Origin of the sequence: Halomonas sp. HMF6819 (assembly GCF_044335525.1) — a bacterium.
GTDB lineage: Bacteria > Pseudomonadota > Gammaproteobacteria > Pseudomonadales > Halomonadaceae > Vreelandella.
The window spans coordinates 661593-679789 of the sequence record NZ_JBIQVY010000001.1; the positions used below are offsets into that span (position 1 = coordinate 661593).

The 18197-nt window shown below is 62.7% G+C and carries 14 protein-coding genes; 4 read left to right on the plus strand and 10 right to left on the minus strand.

What is annotated here, in order from left to right; genetic code table 11:
• Positions 1-18: 18 nt before the first annotated feature.
• From ACGLWX_RS03105 to nrdR, 10 genes are all read right to left on the minus strand, one after another.
• Positions 19-2124 (minus strand): methyl-accepting chemotaxis protein, encoded by a 2106-nt coding sequence (locus ACGLWX_RS03105; protein WP_396237236.1) that lies wholly within the window; start codon positions 2122-2124, stop codon positions 19-21.
• 148 nt (positions 2125-2272) lie between these two features.
• Positions 2273-4726 carry an endopeptidase La gene (lon, locus tag ACGLWX_RS03110; RefSeq protein ID WP_252107321.1) on the minus strand — a complete coding sequence of 818 codons (2454 nt, stop codon included), beginning with the start codon at positions 4724-4726 and terminating at the stop codon, positions 2273-2275.
• A gap of 141 nt (positions 4727-4867) precedes the next feature.
• Positions 4868-6124, minus strand: coding sequence for a DUF945 family protein (locus tag ACGLWX_RS03115; RefSeq protein ID WP_396237238.1), 1257 nt, complete (start codon positions 6122-6124; stop codon positions 4868-4870).
• A 216-nt stretch (positions 6125-6340) separates the two neighbouring features.
• Positions 6341-6814: a phosphatidylglycerophosphatase A gene (locus tag ACGLWX_RS03120; RefSeq protein ID WP_252107319.1), complete on the minus strand. Its 474-nt coding sequence runs from the start codon at positions 6812-6814 to the stop codon at positions 6341-6343.
• Positions 6811-7785: a thiamine-phosphate kinase gene (thiL, locus tag ACGLWX_RS03125; RefSeq protein WP_396237240.1), complete on the minus strand. Its 975-nt coding sequence runs from the start codon at positions 7783-7785 to the stop codon at positions 6811-6813. Before thiL ends, ACGLWX_RS03120 begins: the two co-directional genes overlap by 4 nt.
• Before the next feature lie 33 nt (positions 7786-7818).
• Positions 7819-8322 (minus strand): transcription antitermination factor NusB, encoded by a 504-nt coding sequence (nusB, locus tag ACGLWX_RS03130; protein ID WP_252107317.1) that lies wholly within the window; start codon positions 8320-8322, stop codon positions 7819-7821.
• On the minus strand, positions 8319-8804 hold the full coding sequence (gene ribE, locus ACGLWX_RS03135) for a 6,7-dimethyl-8-ribityllumazine synthase (RefSeq protein ID WP_252107316.1): 486 nt from the start codon (positions 8802-8804) through the stop codon (positions 8319-8321). Before ribE ends, nusB begins: the two co-directional genes overlap by 4 nt.
• A gap of 37 nt (positions 8805-8841) precedes the next feature.
• Positions 8842-9999, minus strand: a complete 1158-nt coding sequence (ribBA, locus tag ACGLWX_RS03140) for a bifunctional 3,4-dihydroxy-2-butanone-4-phosphate synthase/GTP cyclohydrolase II (protein ID WP_396237242.1) — start codon at positions 9997-9999, stop codon at positions 8842-8844.
• Between the two features lie 130 nt (positions 10000-10129).
• A complete protein-coding gene (gene ribD, locus ACGLWX_RS03145; protein ID WP_396237244.1) occupies positions 10130-11287 on the minus strand; it encodes a bifunctional diaminohydroxyphosphoribosylaminopyrimidine deaminase/5-amino-6-(5-phosphoribosylamino)uracil reductase RibD in 1158 nt (385 codons plus the stop codon).
• Positions 11287-11778: a transcriptional regulator NrdR gene (gene nrdR, locus ACGLWX_RS03150; protein ID WP_252107313.1), complete on the minus strand. Its 492-nt coding sequence runs from the start codon at positions 11776-11778 to the stop codon at positions 11287-11289. The genes ribD and nrdR overlap by 1 nt, the downstream gene beginning before the upstream one ends.
• Positions 11779-12042: 264 nt before the next feature.
• Here nrdR and ACGLWX_RS03155 point away from each other — a divergent pair, with 264 nt between their 5' ends.
• From ACGLWX_RS03155 to ACGLWX_RS03170, 4 genes are all read left to right on the plus strand, one after another.
• Positions 12043-13851, plus strand: a complete 1809-nt coding sequence (locus ACGLWX_RS03155; RefSeq protein WP_396237246.1) for a sugar phosphorylase — start codon at positions 12043-12045, stop codon at positions 13849-13851.
• A 44-nt stretch (positions 13852-13895) separates the two neighbouring features.
• Positions 13896-14669 carry a thiol:disulfide interchange protein DsbG gene (dsbG, locus tag ACGLWX_RS03160; protein WP_396237248.1) on the plus strand — a complete coding sequence of 258 codons (774 nt, stop codon included), beginning with the start codon at positions 13896-13898 and terminating at the stop codon, positions 14667-14669.
• Positions 14670-14794: 125 nt separating this feature from the next.
• Complete coding sequence (locus ACGLWX_RS03165; protein ID WP_396237250.1) at positions 14795-16384, plus strand: methyl-accepting chemotaxis protein; 1590 nt, start codon at positions 14795-14797, stop codon at positions 16382-16384.
• 151 nt (positions 16385-16535) lie between these two features.
• The gene (locus ACGLWX_RS03170) at positions 16536-18146 is read left to right on the plus strand and encodes a methyl-accepting chemotaxis protein (RefSeq protein ID WP_396237252.1); all 1611 of its coding nucleotides are present in this window, start codon (positions 16536-16538) and stop codon (positions 18144-18146) included.
• The last annotated feature ends 51 nt before the right edge of the window (positions 18147-18197 follow it).

Consider the following 18197-nt stretch of genomic DNA (forward strand, 5'->3'; position numbering starts at 1 on the left):
TGTGTAAGGCGCGCTCGTCTAGTAGGCGGGCAGCGCAGGGTTCGATTTTTTCAGCGACTGATTCACCCGCGCCAGTTTTTCGAGCGAGGTTTGGATGTTTTCTTCCTGAGCGCCCTTCAAGCGGAAGGCATCGACCACGTTGGCAAGCTCGAATACCTCGACGGTGAGATTATCGGCGGAGTCGGCGATCATCTGCACCTTGTGGGCGTTTTGCTGAGTGGTGCTGTCCATTTCAGCGATCGCGCCGTTGATCTGGCTGATACCGCTACTCTGCTCGTCCGAGGCGCTGGTGATCGAGGCCATTAGCTCGCTGACCCGACTCACCTGGCGCATGACGTTTTCGATCGAGTTTTCCGCCTGCTGCACCGCGGTGCGCCCGCCGTCGACTTCCTCGGTGGCGCTGTCGATCATGCGACGAATCTCCTGAGCGGCGTCGGCGGAGCGTCCGGCAAGGTTTCGCACTTCGCTTGCCACCACCGCAAAGCCGCGGCCGTGTTCACCAGCGCGCGCCGCCTCAACAGAAGCGTTGAGCGCGAGAATGTTGGTCTGAAAGGCGATGCCGTCGATCACGCCGATCATTTCGGTCATCTTGTCGGCGCTGTCGGCGATGCGCTGCATGCGCTCGACGAGCTGCTCCATCTGTTTGCGCGTGTCGCGGGTGCTGGTGGCGTTTTGCTCGGCAAGGTCGCTTGCCTGTCGGGCGTTTTCGGTGTTTTGAGCCACGGTCGCCGTCATCTGCACCATGCTGGAGGCGGTCTCCGCCAGCGAGCTCGCCTGCTGACCGGTGCGCTGGGAAAGCACGTCGTTCTCCTCGGCGATCTGCTCGACCGCCGGCGTTACCGAAGAGACGCGGCTTTCGACCTCGCCGACCACCGCCGCCAGGCTAAAGCGCATCGTATCCAGCGAGTAGAGCAAATTGCCAAGTTCGTCACTTCCCTGCTTTTGGGCACGCGCAGCCAGGTTACCGGCCGCCACCTGGAACGTCATGTGGCGGGCGCCTTCCAGCCCCTTGAAGATCGAGCGAAGAATCAGAACGCTGAGCCCCACCAAAATTAAAAGCCCCACGACGAGCAGCACGAGCTGTGCAACGAGCATCTGCTCACGGTCGCGGTGTGCTTCTTCGACCAGCGCCTGGGCGTCGGTACGCTCCAGCTCGACGAGCTGAACAGAAAGCTCGCGCAGCGTGCCGGTGGCTGGCAAGGCGGTATCGTTGAACGCTTCAAAAGCGGCAAAGTTGCTGCCGGCGCCGAGTGCCGCTAACGTCTGATTCAGCGCGGCGCTCCATTGGCTCAGCGCGCCATCGAAGGCTTGAATGACCGGCTCTGCGGCATCCTCGGCGGCCAGATACGCGTTCCACTGGCTGTCGATTTCAACCAGCTGCTGCTGGGCGCTCGCCGTGATGGCCGCAATGTCTGCCCCCCTGGGGTTGCGCACGGCGGGCTCCACCTGCTGCACGGTTTCGCTCACCCACCGCTCGATGTTTTGTAGATTGGCGATCGACTGCAGTCCGCCGTCGTCGAGCCGTGACAAGCGATCGCCGGCGTTGACCAGCCCGTAAACGCCAAGCGCTCCGGCAAGCCCCAGCAGCACCATCGCCACGACCACCATGCCGGTCAGTCGCGCTCTCAGGCTTCCAAGCTGAAAGCGGCCGAGCACGCCCATCACCCCCTTGCGCTGTATGGCGCCACCGCTCACCCGATAGCGTCTCGAGGCGCCCTTTTCACGAAGCTCGGCGTAGACGCTTTCTGCAAGCGCAATGGCGTCAGGCTGCGCCTTACGCCGCACCGAGGTGTAGCCAACGATACGGTCGCCGTCACGAAGTGCGGCGACCGTGGCGTTTACCCAATAGTGGTCGCCATTTTTGCGCCGGTTTTTGACGTGGCCCTGCCAGGTATTGCCCGCCTTGATGGTGTGCCAGAAATCCTTGAACGCCGCCTCGGGCATGTCCGGGTGGCGAATCATGTTATGGGGCGAGCCCATCAGCTCGTCACGCGAGTAGCCGCTGACCTCGACGAACGCGGCGCTGGCGTAGGTGACGTTCCCCTCGAGATCAGAACGGGAAATCAAAACGGTCTCATCGCCGAGCACGTACTCTTTTTGCGTTACAGGCTGGTTATTTCGCACCTTGGGGCCCCGTCAAGATTGTTAAAATTTCGTTAAAGCCATTATTACTCCTCTTCCAAGGTTTAATTCGCCGAATAGGCATAAAAAACGCCACCCTTTTTGATGAGAGTGGCGCATTAAAATTATCAGACTAACGTTCTGTCGCTACCTACTTGAAGACGATATTGGCCACGTCCTTATAGCGATTGGCGAAGTGGACGGTCATGCCCTCTTTCAGGTAGTCCGGCAGCTCGTCGTAATCGCGACGGTTGGGCTCAGGCAGGATCACTTCGAAGATATCGCTGCGCCGCGCGGCGATCACTTTCTCGCGAATGCCGCCCACCGGCAGCACCTGCCCGGTCAGCGTGAGCTCGCCGGTCATCGCCAAGGGCCGATCGATCGCCTTGTTAGTGGCTAGCGACAAAAGCGCGGTGGTCATGGTCACGCCGGCAGACGGCCCGTCCTTCGGAGTCGCCCCTTCCGGCACGTGCAGGTGAACGAACGCCTTGTCGAAGAACTCGGGGTCGGCACCGTACTCCTTCAAATGCCCCAGCGTGTAGCTGTAGGCGATGTTGGCCGACTCCTGCATCACATCGCCAAGCTTTCCGGTCAGCTTGAAGCCACGGTCCAGCGAATGCACCTTGCCCGCCTCGATCGGCAGCGTCGCCCCGCCCATGGAGGTCCAGGCAAGGCCCGTCACCACGCCCTGACCCTTGAGTACCTTCTCCTTACGGAACAGCGGCGCGCCGAGAAACTCCTCGAGGTTCTTGACCGAAATCTTCACCGTCTCTTCCGGCGACTCCAGAAGCTTCACCGTCGATTTACGCACGATGCGATGAAGCTGCTTTTCGAGCTGGCGCACCCCGGCTTCGCGGGCGTAGCCTTCGATCACCTGCTTGAGCGCGGCGTCGGTCAGGTTGATGCGCTTTTTCGGCAGCTTGTTACGCTCGAGAAGCTTCGGCCACAGGTGGTGCTTGGCAATGTCCATCTTCTCTTCGGCGATATAGCCGGACAGGCGAATCTGCTCCATGCGGTCCAGCAGCGGCCCCGGAATCGAATCCAGCGTATTGGCGGTGCAAACGAACAGCACTTTCGAAAGATCCATGCGCACGTCGAGGTAGTGGTCGAGAAAATCGACGTTCTGCTCCGGGTCGAGCACTTCGAGAAGCGCCGAGGCCGGGTCGCCCTGGAAGGACTGTCCGAGCTTGTCGATCTCGTCGAGCATGATTACCGGGTTCTCGACCTCGACCTCCTTGAATGCCTGCACGAGTTTGCCCGGCATCGCGCCGACATAGGTACGCCGGTGGCCCTTGATCTCGGCTTCGTCGCGCATACCGCCGACAGAGAAGCGATAGAATTTGCGCCCCAACGCCTCGGCGATCGAGCGGCCCACAGAGGTCTTGCCCACCCCGGGCGGGCCGACCAGCAGCACGATCGAGCCGCCTACATCGCCCTTGAAGGTACCTTCGGCGAGAAACTCGACGATGCGCTCTTTAACATCCCCAAGCCCGTCGTGGTCGCGATCGAGCACCTGACGGGCATGGTTCAAGTCCAGCTTGTCTTCGCTGGTGATGCCCCAGGGGAGCGAGGTCAGCCAGTCGAGGTAGTTGCGGGTGGTGCCGTACTCCGGCGAGCCGGTTTCCAGCACGCTGAGCTTGTCGAGCTCGTCGTCGATACGCCCCTGGACGCGCTCGGGCACCTTGAGCGCTTTCAAGCGTTCGCGGAAGGTGTCGACATCGTTTTCCCGGTCGCCCTTGGAGATGCCCAGCTCGCGCTGAATGACCTTGAGCTGCTCGCGCAAAAAGAACTCGCGCTGGCGCTCCTGCATCTGCGCGTTGACCTGCTCGCTGATCTCGCTTTGCAGCTTGGCGACATCGATCTCCTTGCGCAGAAGCGGCAGCACCTTGTGCATGCGATCCGCTACCGGCAGGGTCGCCAGCGCGTCCTGTAACTCCGGGCCCTTAGCCGAGGTGATCGCCGCGGCAAAGTCGGTTAGCGGTCCCGGTTGGTTGGGGCTAAAGCGGTTGAGGTAGTGCTTGAGCTCCTCGCCGTAAAGCGGGTTGATCGGCAGCAGTTCCTTGATGCCGTTGATGATCGCCATGGCGTAGGCGCGCGTCTCTTCGTCCTCGGCGTCGACCGGCTCCTTGGGATAGCTCACCTCGACCAGATACGGCGGCTCTTTCGAGAGCCAGCGCTGGATCTTGAAGCGGCGTACGCCTTGGGCGATGAACTGGATCTGCTGATCTTCGCTTTTGAGCTTGTGCACCTTGACCGCAGTGCCGATGGCGGGAAAGTCGCCTTCGGTGAGCGAATCGATGCCCTGCTCGCCTACGAAAGCGACGCCCAGCGTGTGGTGCGGTGTATTACCGACCCGGCGCATGGTCTCTTCCCAGCGGTCCTTGTTGATGACCAGCGGCTGCACCTGAGCGGGAAAGAAGGGGCGGTTATGGATCGGGAGCAGATAGATGCGCTCCGGGAGCATGTCGCTTGCTGAGACGAGCGAATGAACCCGCTCGCCGTCGGAGCGATGCTCATCGTTTTGGGCGGTATCGTCATCGGCGACGTCTTCGTCGGTCAACCAAACGGGTGAATCGTTATCGTGTTCATGATCCTGGTCGCTCATGCGCCCTCCATCGACTGAGACTGACGGCTGCGCCGTCTTGCATTTTCAATGGAATGTGGGCAGCGCGGGGAAACTTCAACCCTTTGGGCAGATAACCGTATCGCTCGAGAGGCGCCCCCGCGCCGGTCAGCGCAGGGCGCGCTACTGGGGCAATAGCTCGGGCAGCGGGCGCCCGTTGACCCGCCAACTGCCACGAATGACGTCGAACTGCAGCTCCTGGGTGCCCAGCGGCAGGCCCAGCCAAAGCGCGGCGACCGTGGGCGCGTCGTACCAGACGAAATCCCCATCGAGCCGGTCGCGCCAGCGCCAGCGCGTTTTGGCATCGCTTAGATCCTCGAGACTGAGCGCATCTAGGCGGCGGCCGTCGAAAAAGAGCGCGCCGTCGGCGGCGACGTCGATACCCAGCAGCGGGCTTTCGAGCTGGATGCGAGTCACGTCAAGGCGTGGGGAGTCGCTTAGAAGCGTGAGTACTTCCGGCTCCAAACGCGCCATGACGCCTTCGGCCATCGGCCGCTCCGGGTCGCCCCAGGCGGCTTCCTGACGCAGGCGGCGGATGATCTGGCGCACCGCGTCGGCGTTGAGCCTTGAAAGCTCCGCCTCGATCTCGCCGCTCACAAGCGGCGTATCCGGCGCTTCGCTGGGTACGTGCACATTTCCCAGCGCCAGCCGCCCTTTCAGGCGCAGCTCGCTTTCATCCAATACCATCTGGCTTTGCACGTCGGTAGAGGCAACGGTGATCTCGTACCCCGGATAAGAGAGCGTGGTGGATTCGACGGTAAGATGATCGCGCTGGGCGAAGTGGTAGGCGTCTTCGATATAGGTGTAGCGGCTTTCGAGCACGGTCGGGCCAAAGCGCAGGTAGGCCGGCCCGTCGCTCAGCGTGAGCTGATCGAACAGCGCGCGAAGGCGCCAGTCGCCGAATACGCCCTCCAGGCGCAGGCGCGCGCCGCGCACGTCGAGCTCGCGCCCGCTTTGCTGAATGACGAACGGCGCCAGCGCCAGGCGCAATTCGCTCTTGCCACTCAGCGTGTGGTAGCGCCCCTGCCAGCGCGGCAGCGACAGCGCCGAGACCTCACCCACCGCCTTTTGCAACGCGCTTCCAAGGCGCGGCACCAGCGTGCCCTGAACGTCGGTGCTCAAAAGCCCGTGACGGGCATCATAAGTGACTTCCAACTGCCAGGGCCGGCCGAGCAGCGGCGACAGCAAAAGCCGCCCCTGGGAGGAGAGCCACCCGGGGCTGCTCTCGGGGCGGCTTACGCGCCACTCGCCGCGCGCTTCCAAATCCTCCAACGCCTGGCTTAGGCTGCGCTCGAACAGAACGCTCGAGATCAACTGCGCAACGGCCCAAACGAGCGCCGCCACGACGATGATCGGGACAATAAGACGTTCCTTGCGCATGCCATCTCCCTGGATAGCCGAAATCAGGCGCCCTCTTCCAAATTGCCGGGCCGCTGCGTCACCGTGCTGTTTTATTGCTTGTTGCTTTTATTACGCGCTGCTTTAGGTAATCACCTTATTGCTTTTACACGCCAGGGCCAAACGCATCACCCTGAACGCGACGCTTAAAAGCGTAATACCGCCCCATGACATCGATGTGAAAGACCAAGGCTTGGACTAGTGCAGCCAGAACCACAGGTGCATGGTGCTCCAAGCGTAAATGCCGGCCATGACGTCGTCGATCATGATGCCAAAGCCGCCGGCGACGCGCCGGTCGGCCCAGCGGATCGGCCAGGGTTTGAAGACATCGAAGATACGAAACACGATGAACCCCCAAAGCGCCGCCTCCCAGGAGAACGGCACCGCCGCCATGGTGATCCAGTAGCCGACGAACTCGTCCCAGACGATGCCGGAGTGGTCGTGAACGCCCAGATCGTGAGAGGTCTTGTCGCACAGCCAGACGCCCACGATGAAGGCGACCAGCACTATGCTCAGATACCAGCCCAGCGGCAGATCCGCCATGATCCAGTAAAACGGAATGGCCGCCAGCGTGCCGAAGGTACCCGGCGCCCAGGGCACCATGCCGCTGCCAAGGCCGAAGGCGAAAAAGTGCGTGGGGCGTCGCCAGACGCTCGACGGAGCCTTGATCATGACTGCCCCCGGTGAAAATGCTGCCAGCCCTGGGCCGCCTCAGCCGGCACGCCGTGAACACCCGGCGCCTGGCAGCAGCGCCCGATCACGGTCAGCGCAATTCCCAACTCCACCAGCGCCTGCCGCGCCTTTTCAAGCTCACCGGGCGCCAGCGTCACCAGAAGCTCGTAGTCGTCGCCGCCGCCAAGCATGGCGGCCTGCGCATCATACTCGCCAAGCGCCTCGATCAGGCCTTGGGCTGCGGGCAGCGCACCAATATCGAGTTCGGCGCCAACGTTCGATGCCTGGCGCAAATGGCCGAGATCCGCCAGCAGCCCATCGGAAATATCCAGCGCCGCACTTGCGATGCCGCGCAGCGCAACACCCGCCTCGAGCCGGGGCTCGGGCAGCAGGTAGCGCGTTAGCAGCGGGTGCGCCAGGTCGCGCTCACCGCGCTGCCAAAGCGTAAGCCCCCCGGCACCGCCGCCAAGCGCCCCGGTCACGGCGATCAGGTCACCCGGGCGGGCGCCGGCGCGGGTGAGCGCCTGGCCTTTGGGCACCTCGCCCATCACGGTCACACTGATGCCAAGCGGCCCGCGGGTCACGTCCCCGCCCGCCAGCGCCGTCTGGTGGCGCTCGCAAAGCGCGTGAAAGCCGCCGCCAAAGTCCTCAAACCAGCGCGCGGCGGCGGCTTCGTCTTCAAACGCATCGCTTGGGTGAGTCAACGCCATCAAGCACCAGCGAGAACGCGCGCCCATCGCGGCCAAATCGCTCAAGGCCACCGCTAGCGCGCGATGGCCGATGGCCCTTGCGGGAGCCTCGGACGGGAAATGAACGTCCGCGTTCGAGGTGTCCACACTTACCGTGAGTTCAAAGCCCGCCTGCGGGACCAAGAGCGCCGCATCGTCGCCGCCGCCCAGCGCCACGCCGCGATCGAGCGCGGCGGGCGCAGGCTTTAGAAACCGTTCAATGAGTTCGAATTCGCCAAACACAATGGCCCCTTAACGCAATTCAAGCGCTGCGCCTTACAGGCGGCGAGCGCTGACCTCGGCACTGCGTAAGCGATTAGCCAGCTTATCGAGGATGCCGTTGACGTACTTGTGGCCGTCGGTCGCGCCGAAGGACTTGGCAAGCTCCACGCCTTCGTTGATCGCCACGCGGTAAGGCACTTCCGGGCGCTTGGCGAGCTCATACGCGCCCAGGCGCAGAATGGCCAGTTCCACCGTGTCGAGATCTTCCAACCGGCGGTCCAAGAGCGGGGCGATTTCGCGGTCGAGCTCGGACTTGTGGCGCACGGTTTCGTGCAATAGCGTATGGAACAGCGCCTTGTCGGCGATCTCCATCACTTTGACCCAGTTTTCGTGGTCTTCCAGGTCGTCGTCGGCGAGCTGGCTTCTAAACTCCGCCTCGACGGTGGTGGCGGACTTGCCGGTCATGTCCCATTGATAAAGCGCTTGAACGGCCAGTTCGCGCGCGGCGCGACGGGCCTGTTGGGCGGCGCTTTGCTTACGCTCCGGACGCTCGCTCATGAGTCGTCTCCGGGCAGAGCACGCAAGAGCGAGACCATTTCCATGGCGGCCATCGCGGCTTCGGTGCCCTTATTGCCCGCCTTTGTACCGGCGCGCTCGATCGCCTGCTCTATGGACTCCACGGTCAATACTCCGTTGGCTACCGGCGTATCGAATTCGAGCTGCAGGTGGTTGATGGCCGTATTGCAGCCGCCAGCCACGTACTCGAAGTGCGGCGTGCCGCCACGAATCACCGCGCCCAGCGCGATGACCGCCTCGGGCTTCATGGTCTTGAGCACGCGCTTGACCGCCAGCGGAAGCTCCCAAGCGCCGGGCACGTGGACGATATGGATATTGTCGGCATCGACACCGTGACGCGTCAGGCTATCGACCGCGCCTTCGACGAGGCTGTCGACCACGTGATGGTTGAACCGCCCAACGACGATTACGTAGCGCCCGTCGACATCGACGAAGCTGCCTTCAACTTGCATAAGGGATTGCATCTTCTTTCATCCTACTCAATAAGCGTATCAGGACGTCTCACTCGGACGCTGAATCGGTGCTGCTGTCGGGGCTCACCAGCTCGACCACTTCCAGGTCGAACCCCGACAGCGCTGAAAACTTCCACGGCGAGCTCAAAAGGCGCATTTTGCCGACGCCCAGATGGCGCAGAATCTGCGACCCGGTGCCTATGGTCAAATAGTTGCCGGAGCCGTCGGAGTCGCTGGTGCGCGGCGGCTGCACGCGACCCAAAAAGACATCCAGTTGATCTTTCAAACCCTGGGCCGGGTGGCCCTCGTCGATCAGCACCAGCACGCCGGCCTCGGCCGCCGCGATCTCCTCGAGCGCCCGGTGGGCGTGCCAGCGCGAAGAGGCCTCGTGCTTGAGCCCCAGCACGTCGCGAAGCGTATCTTCCAGGTGAACGCGCACCGTCGTCGTGGTTTCCGGGGATGGGCGCCCCTTCACCAGCGCCAGGTGGTGGCCGCCCTGCAACCGGTCGCGAAACACGTGCAGCGCCAGCGGGCCGTGAGCGGTCGCCACTTGAGTGGTTTCGACCAGATCGACGGTCTGCTCGTTGACCATGCGGTAGTGAATGAGCTCGGCGATGGTGCCCATTTTGATCCCGTGAGCCTTGGCGAACACCTCGAGTTCCGGGCGGCGCGCCATGCTGCCATCGTCGTTCATGATCTCGCAGATCACTCCGCTCGGGTCGCACCCGGCGAGCGCGGCCAGATCGCAGGCGGCTTCGGTGTGACCCGCCCGGCGCAGCACGCCGCCGGGCTCGGCCATCAGCGGAAAGATGTGGCCGGGCTGAACGATATCCGCCGCGCGGGCGTTGGGCGCGGCGGCAGCCTGCACGGTGCGCGCGCGGTCGGCGGCGGAGATACCGGTGGTGACCCCTTCGCGCGCCTCGATCGAGAGCGTGAACTTGGTGCCAAACCCGGAGCCGTTGTTACCCACCATCAGCGGCAGGTTCAGCCGCTCGCAGCGCTCACGCGTCATCGGCATGCAGATCAACCCGCAGGCGTGACGCGCCATGAAGTTGATGTGCTCGGCCTGAACCTTCTCTGCCGCCATGATGATATCGCCTTCGTTTTCGCGATCCTCATCATCCATGAGGATCACCATCTTACCCTGGCGGATATCCTCGACCAGCTCGCTGATCGGGGACAAACCATCAAAAGAGGGTTGCACCATGGAAACTCCCGTAAAGTAGCCGCACCGTCGTGCGATGTTGCGCGCAGGTTACCGTGGCTGGCCCCGGCGCGCCAGATTTAGCGCGCGGGGGCCTTGGCCTGCGCATGTAACGATCTCTAAAAATACGCGTTTAAGACGCCACCGCGCGGGGCGTGGCGATGATGCGCCAATCACTGCCGACCGCGCGAATATCCTGAATATCGAGGCGCTTTTGGTCCGCCATTTCGCTCAAGCCCTGAAGAGCGAAAAGCGGCCGCGCCTCTCCTCCTAAAAGCGTCGGCGCGACAAATAGCTGCAGCTCGTCGATGAGCGCTGCGTCGAGCAGGGCCCCGGCCAGGGTCGCGCCGGTTTCGACCAGCACTTCGTTGACATCATACTCGCTCGATAAAAAGCCGAGCATATCGGAAAGCGACACCCGCCCCGCCTTCACGGCGGGCATGACGTGAATACGCGCCCCCGCCGCCTCGAGTTTCTGGCGCTTCTCATCGGAGTGCGCCTCGGTGGTGATCACCAGCGTCTGGCCCAGCTCCTGCAGGCAGGCCGCGGCCAGCGGCAGGCGAAGCGTGGAGTCCATGATCACGCGAAGCGGCTGGCGGGCCACGACCGTCTCGGCGTTTTCCAAGCCCAGCTGCTCGGCGCGAACCGTCAGGCGAGCATCGTCCAGAATGATCGACTCGACGCCGCTCAAAATGGCGCTTGAGCGTGCGCGCAGCCGCTGCACCTGGCGCCGCGCCTCGGGCCCGGTGATCCACTGCGATTCACCAGAGCCCATGGCGGTGCGCCCGTCCAGGCTCATTGCCATTTTCAGGCGCACGAAGGGCGTGCCGCGCTCCATGCGCGAGACGAACCCTGGGTTGAGCGCGCGGGCGTCCGCCTCCAAAAGCCCAATCTCGACCCGAATGCCCGCCGCTTTCAAGCGCTCGATACCGCGCCCGGCCACTCTAGGATTGGGATCGACCATGGCGACCACCACGCGCGCCACGTCGGCATCGACCAGCGCCTCGGCGCAGGGCCCGGTCCGCCCGGTATGCGAACAGGGCTCAAGCGTCACGAAAGCCGTCGCGCCGCGGGCGTTGTCGCCGGCGGCGTTGAGCGCGTGCACCTCGGCGTGGGGTTCGCCGGCGCGCTCGTGAAAGCCTTCACCGACGACGCGGCCCTGTTCGTCATCGCTTTGAACGATCACACAGCCAACCCGCGGGTTGGGGTCGGTGGTGTAAAGCCCCTTTTTGGCCAGTGCAATGGCGCGGGCCATGTGCACGTGGTCAGCGTTGGAAAACGGCGCGTCCATCAGCTCTCCTCGCGGGGCTTGCCGGATTCGCCCTTGGCGCCCTGAGGCGCCAAGCGATCGATCTCGGCGCGAAACTCGTCGAGATCCTGAAACTTGCGATAGACCGAGGCGAAACGAATATAGGCCACCTGGTCGAGTCCGCTGAGCGCGTTCATGACCGCCTCGCCAATATCGCGGGCGTTGACTTCGCGATCGCCCCGGGCGCGCAGCTGCTGGCGAATACGCTCGACCGCCGCTTCGATCGCCTCGGCGCTGACCGGGCGTTTCTCGAGCGCGCGCAGCATACCAGCGCGCAGCTTGACTTCGTCGAAGCTTTCCCGCGAGCCGTCGGATTTCACCACCCGCGGCATGATCAGCTCGGCGGTTTCGTAGGTCGTAAAGCGCTCCTGGCAGCTGGCGCACTGACGACGCCGGCGCACCTGATCACCGTCGGCCACCAGGCGCGAATCGGACACCCGCGTATCGTGAGCACCACAAAAAGGGCAATGCATGGCCGTTCACCTATGGTTGAAGCAGCGGTCGAAGCAGCAGCTATGGTTAAAGCAGTCGCTAGTATTCAAAGAGTATCGATCAAAGCCAACGTATCGAAACCGATACATCGACCGACATCTGATTAAAAAAGCGCGCTGCCTAACGCGCTTTTTTAATCAGGGGCGCCGTAAAGCCGCGCCGACGGGTGCGGGCATAACCTAGCATTGTAACGATTTGGCACACAAGCTGCAGCGTTTGTGACAGTTTACCCGTAAGGAGGCGCCATGACGCTTTTCGAACAGACACTTCACCGCTACCTGACCCACCTTTACGGCCAGCGCGCCGGCGAAGTCACGCGGCGAATCAAACAGCACCTGGAATACTATCAAAGCGCGCGTGAGCGCGGCGAAAGCCAGGACGGCACGCCGGTCGCTTGCGTGGCCAGCACGCCCGCTGGCGCACCACTTTGGAGCGAAAAGGATCAGTGGGTGATCAGCTATGGCGACTCGATCGTCCAAGGCGATACGGCGCCGCTGACCGTGCTGAGCGATTTTCTGCGCGCGCGGCTTGGCGACTGCATCAGCGGCGTACACGTGCTGCCGTTCTTCCCCTGGAGCAGCGACGACGGCTTTTCGGTCATCCACTATCGTGAGGTCAACCCGGCGCTTGGCGACTGGTCGCACATTCGCGAGCTTGCTAGCCACTTCGACCTGATGGGTGATCTAGTGCTCAACCACGTTTCCCGCGAGTCGCTCTGGTTCGTCGACTACCTGACCGGCAGCCTCCCCGGGCGCGATTTCTTCATCGAGGTCGACCCGGACACCGATGTCTCCCAAGTAACCCGCCCGCGCAGCAGTCCGCTGCTCGTGCCGGTGGCCACCCGCCGCGGCACGCGCCACCTGTGGGCCACGTTCTCCGACGACCAGATCGATCTCAACTTCGAGAACCCGGACGTACTGCTTGAATTCGTCGGCATTCTACTGTTCTACCTGCTGCAAGGTATCCGCATTATCCGCCTCGACGCGGTGGCCTTTTTGTGGAAGCGCTTGGGCACGAACTGTATTCATCTGCCCGAAACCCATACCGTAGTGCGGCTTTTGCGCGCGATCGCCGACGAAATCTCTCCGGGAACGCTGCTCATTACCGAAACCAACGTGCCCCACGCGGAGAACATTAGCTACTTCGGCCTCGACCGGCTGGCGCCCAATGCCCCGGAGCGCGCAAGCGCCGCAGACGAGGCGCACATGGTCTACCAGTTCGCCCTGCCGCCGCTGCTGCTTCACACCCTGACTCGCGGCGAAACCGCGACCTTGCAGGCCTGGCTTGCGAGTCTGCCGCCGCTGCCCGATAACTGCACCTACCTGAACTTCACCGCCAGCCACGACGGCATCGGCGTGCGCCCGCTGGAAGGCCTACTGCCGGATCACGAGCGCGATGCGCTATTGGAGCTAATGCACCGCTTCGGCGGCTTCGTCAGCATGCGCAGCAACCCGGACGGCACCGACACCGCTTATGAAATCAACATCACCTGGTTCGAGGCGATGAGCGGCACCCGCCGCGGGCCGGACCCCTGGCAGATCGCTCGCTTTCTTTGCAGCCAAGCGATCATGCTCACGCTCAAAGGTATTCCCGCGCTCTATATCCATACGCTGACCGGCTCGCTCAACGATCACGAAGGCGTCGAGCGCAGCGGGCGACTACGCTCGATCAACCGCCACCGCTGGGCGCTGGACGAGCTCGATCTGCTGCTCGAAAGCCCGACCACGCCGACCCATGATATATTCTTCGCGTTACGTGACTTTTTGCGCCAGCGCCGCGCCGAGCCCTGCTTTCACCCGGTAGCGACACAGCAGGTACTGGCCACCTCTGACAACCTGCTGGCGATCACGCGCGGCCCGCTCGAGGATGGCCGCAAGCTGCTAGCGCTGTTCAACGTGACCGACCGGCCCGCCCCGCTTTGCGAGGCCGGCGCGGAGCTAACGAAGACGCTCGCCGCGCACCGCTGGCGCTTACTGGCCGATGCCACGCCCTGGACGCCGGAAAACGCCCTGCCGCCCTACGCCGTTCGTTGGCTAGTGAGCGAGGGCGAATAAGGCCGCCAATCCTTCCGCTTTTCCACTCAGACAAGAGACTCACCATGGCGACTTTCTGCAAGACCGTCTCATTAGCCGCGCTAACGCTTGCCGTTCTCGCAGCACCCGTCGGCGCCGAGCCGCTGCCCGCGCCCATCGAGGCGCTCAAGGCTCAAGGCATCGCCATTCACGAGCGCATCGATGCGCCCGGCGGGCTAACGGGCTTTGGCGCGAGCCGCCAAGGCCAGGAGATGATCGTCTACCTGACGCCGGACGGCGAGCACGCCGTGATCGGCACGCTTTTCGATCAAAACGGCGAGAACCTGACCGAGGCGCAGCTCGAGGCCGCGGTGCGGGTGCCGCTGGAGGCGCAGACCTGGCAGCGCCTGGAAGAGAGCCACTGGATTCAGGACGGTGACGTAGACGCCCCGCGCACACTCTACATGTTCACCGACGCCAACTGCACCTACTGCAAGCGGCTCTGGCGCCAAACGCGCCCCTGGGTCGAGGCCGGCCAGGTGCAGATTCGCCATATTATGGTCGGCATTCTGACGCCCACGAGCCCGGCGCTCGCCGCGACGATTTTGGCCGCCGACGACCCGACCGCCGCACTGACGGCCCACAGCGAAGGCGAACCGCTAGAACCCAGCGCCCAAGACATCGAGATCGAGGAGCAGGTCTACGCCAACAACCAGCTCTTTGAAGGGTTAGGCCTGGTCGCCACTCCCACCACCGCCTTTCAGCGCGAAACCGAGGACGGCCACACGCGCCTGGACCGTATCGAAGGCTTGCCGAGCGAGCAGCGCCTGATCGAGCTGATGGGCGGTGAGGCGCCCTAAGCCGCCGCGGTGCTCTTTGAGACGCCCCAAAACCGATTCCTCTACGACTAAAGAGTGCCCTCTCGCTTCTAATGCGCCCCTCAAGGAGGTCGATAAAAGACACATCAACAATAAAAGGATCTTCCATGAAGCGTTTAACAACGACACAAAAGCTTTGGGGCACGCTGGCGGTGATTTGGGTATCGATGCTGCTGCTCGTGGGGTGGCTGGCCTGGGATAACCGCCAGACGCTCACCGACGAACGCCAGGCCAGCATCCGATATATCGTGACCGGCGTCCAAAGCCAGGTACAAGCGCTACAGGCGAGGGCAAGCCAGGGCGAATTCGATCAGCAAGAGGCGCAGCGACGCGCCGTCGAGCTCATCTCGAGTCTCCGTTACAACGACGGCGAATACCTGTTCGCCTTCGACGATCAGCTTCGCGTCATTTCACATCCGACGCGGGACAGCGGCACCGATATGAGCGGCTACGAAGATGCCAACGGCGTGCGGCTCTACGCGGATCTGCTCGAGGCCGCCCAGAACGGCGGCGGGCACGTTTACTACGCCACTACCCGCCTCGGTGAAGACGAGCAGATTCCCAAGATGAGCTACGTAGCCTACGTACCCGAATGGGGCTGGGGCATCGCCACCGGTGTCTATATCGATGACATCAACGCGGCGTTTATCGATAGCCTGATCAAGGCCGCGCTGGCACTGCTGCTACTGGGGCTGCCCATGACGCTACTCATGGGCTGGGTGATTCGCGATATTGCCAAACGCCTGGGCGGAGATCCGCGCTACGCCGCCGACGTCGTGCGCCACATCGCCGATGGTGACCTGACCGTCAGCACACGGCTCACCCGTAGGGATCAGCAGAGCCTGTTGTTCGACATCAACCGTATGCGAGAAAGCCTGGCCAACACCATCGGCGAGATTCATCAGGGCGCCGATGAGGTCAACGGCAGCGTCGTGCAGATCGCCGGCGTCAACGAAGAGCTCTCCACGCGCACCGAGCAGCAAGCGGCCTCACTTGCCGAAACCGCCTCCAGCATGGAGGAGCTGACCGCCACGGTGAAACAAAACGCCGAGCACGCCGATCACGCGCGCAAGCTCGCCTCCTCGACCGCGGAAAACGCCCAGCGCGGCAGCAGCGCCATGCTGAGTGTGGTGAGCACGATGGAGGCCATCAGCGAAAGCTCGAACCAGATGAGCAGCATCGTCAATACCATCGACACCATCGCCTTTCAGACCAATATTCTGGCGCTTAACGCCTCCGTCGAGGCGGCGCGCGCTGGCGAGCAGGGCCGCGGCTTTGCCGTGGTCGCAAGCGAAGTACGCCAATTGGCCAGCCGCTCCGCCGCGGCGGCCCAGGAGATCAAACAGCTAATCGAGGACTCAGGCGCGAAAGTCTCCAACGGTAGCCAGCAGGTGCGCACTACCGGCGAAGTCATCGATAGCGTGGTCGGCGACATTCGCGAGCTCAGCACGCTCGTCAAGGAAATTGCCGCCGCCACCATCGAGCAGAGTAGCGGAATCGAGCAGGTTAACGACGCTGTAACCCAAATGGATCAGATGACCCAGCAAAACGCCGGACTGGTCCAACAAAGCAATCACACCGCTCAAAAGCTTTCCGAGCTCAGCCATCAGCTGCGCGAGGCGGTCGCTAACTTCCGCATTGCTCCTACTACCGCGGCCCAACTGCCCGAGCCATCCGGCGACGCCCCTTCCTTCTAAATAGCGATAGTGCTTTAAAAGCCTGATACGACTCAAACGAATCCTGTTGAACCGCTTGTCTACGAGCGGTTTTTTTATTAATGCGCTCTTCAATCCAGCCGATATAAACAACCGCGTTTCCCTACTTCTACGAGGCCACACCGGTAAGATCATGACACGACTAACGACGAACCAACGCCTTTGGGGCATTCTTGCGGTGATATGCCTAGCCATGTTGATCCTGGTAGGCTGGCTGGGCCTGGAAACCCGTCAAACCATCGAGCAGGAACGGCGCAACAGTATCAAGCAGGTGGTGGAGAGCCTTGGCACGCAGCTGGAATCGCTTCAGGCGCGCGCCCGCAGCGGGGAGCTTACGCTCGAGCAAGCCCAGCAGCGCGCCATCGAGAGCATTGCCAACGCTCAATTTGGTGAAGGCGAGTATATTTTCGCCTTCGACGATCAGCTCGATATCGTCTATCACCCACGACGCGAACGAGGCGATGACATGAGCGGCTTTCAGGACGGTAAAGGCATGCACCTTTATAGCGCCCTGCTCGAAGCTGCCAAGGGTGGCGGTGGTTACGTCGATTACTACTCACGTCGCATCGATGCCGGCGACAAGCAGTTTCCCAAGATCAGCTATTTCGGTTATTTGGCCGACTGGGGCTGGGCTTACGGCGCCGGGGTATATGTCGACGACATCAACGCGACCTTCATTTCGAGTTTGATTCGCTCGCTCGTGGCGCTTCTGATCATCGGCATCCCCGTCACGCTGCTGATGGGCTGGGTCATTCGCGACGTCGGCCGTCGTCTGGGTGGAGACCCCCGCTACGCCGCCGGGGTAGTCAGTCACATCGCCCAGGGCGATCTCACTCGAGAAACGACACTGGGTCGGGCCGACCAAATGAGCCTTCTTTATAACATCGACCGCATGCGTACGAATCTGGCCGAGACGATCGGCGGCATTCACCAAAGCGCCGATCAGGTGAACAGCGGCGTCGAGGAGATTGTTGGCGTCAACGAGGAGCTCTCGACGCGTACCGAACAGCAGGCGGCTTCGCTGGCCGAAACCGCCTCGAGCATGGAGGAGCTAACGGCCACGGTTAAACAAAACGCCGAGCACGCCGATCATGCCCGCCAGCTGGCCTCGTCCACCGCCGATAACGCGCGACGCGGTAGTGACGCCATGACCACCGTGGTCAGCACCATGAGCAGCATCCACGAGAGTGCCGCACAGATGAGCAGTATCGTTAACACCATCGACGGTATCGCCTTTCAAACCAATATCTTGGCGCTCAACGCCTCGGTCGAGGCAGCGCGCGCCGGCGAGCAGGGCCGCGGCTTTGCCGTGGTGGCCAACGAGGTGCGTCAACTGGCCAGCCGCTCCGCCGCGGCGGCCCAGGAGATCAAGAAATTGATCGATACCTCCGGCGTGAAGGTTGCAGAAGGCAGCACTCAGGTACGCAGCACCGGCGATATCATCAATAGCGTTGTCGACGATATCGAGCAGCTCAGTACGCTAGTGGAGGAGATCTCCGCGGCCACGCGTGAACAGAGCAGCGGAATCGAGCAGGTCAACGAGGCGGTGACCCAGATGGACCAGATGACCCAGCAAAACGCCGGCCTGGTGCAGCAGAGTAACCACGCCACTCAGACGCTCGCCGAGCTGAGTACGCGCTTGCGCGATCGGGTCGCCAACTTCCGTATCCCGCCCACGGCGACACCGGTGCTATCTTCTCCTGTTGGTGGCGCGCCCCGCTTGACACATTCGCAGGACTTTTAGGCGCGCACCGTATCATGATGAAAAAGCGCCCGCGCCGTTTCACGGCGCGGG